The sequence below is a fragment of the Natrarchaeobius oligotrophus genome (genome assembly GCF_003841465.1).
Lineage (GTDB): Archaea > Halobacteriota > Halobacteria > Halobacteriales > Natrialbaceae > Natrarchaeobius > Natrarchaeobius oligotrophus.
Genome location: NZ_REFZ01000065.1, coordinates 1 through 698 on the forward strand (window position 1 = coordinate 1; position 698 = coordinate 698).

General features: G+C 57.3%; 1 protein-coding gene. It reads left to right on the plus strand.

Going from position 1 to position 698, the window contains the following annotated elements; genetic code table 11:
• Positions 1 to 54 precede the first annotated feature (54 nt).
• A partial coding sequence (locus EA472_RS21855) for an IS6 family transposase (RefSeq protein ID WP_124193556.1) occupies positions 55 to 698 on the plus strand: 644 nt, incomplete at its 3' end.

The following is a 698-nucleotide window of genomic DNA, read 5'->3' on the forward strand; positions in this document are numbered from 1 at the left end:
GGCACTGTCTAGATGAGGGTTTGAGGAATGAGCAGGTGGTGGCGAGAAGTGCCTATGCAACTCGCCAACCTGCTCAGAGAGACCTTAGACGTGGATTGTGATGAGGTTTGGGAGAACGAGCGCACCCCGACACCCGTCAGAGTGTTCGGGGTGCGTCTCCATTCGATGGGGTTGTCGGTTCGAGAGGTCGTCGCCGTGCTCGATTTACTCGGTATTGACCGTTCTCACGGCGCAATTTGGAACTGGACGCACAAGCTTTCAGAGGCACAGAGCGACCCGCCGACGGCGGAGCCGTCGCGGGTCGCGGTCGATGAGAAACAGATCGAGGTAGATGGCGAGAAAAAGTGGTTGTACGCCGCGATCGATACAGAATCGAAGCTCCTGCTTGAAATCGACGTGTACAGCCGCCGCGGGACTGACCCCGCGGCGGCGTTTCTGCATCGACTTACTGAGAAACACGAAACCGACGAGACAGAGTTTCTAGTTGATGCTGCCGGCTATCTGACTGCCCTCGCTCGCCACGACTTGAGCGGTCACCTCAATTACAGCGACCGAAACCACGTCGAAAAGTGGTTTCAGACTGTCTCAATGCGGATCGACCGCTTTCACTCCTTCTGGCGGGGCAGTCCAGCCAGCGCACGCCGCTGGCTCAGACGCTTCAGACACCATTATAACCATGATCGGCCGAATCAAGCACT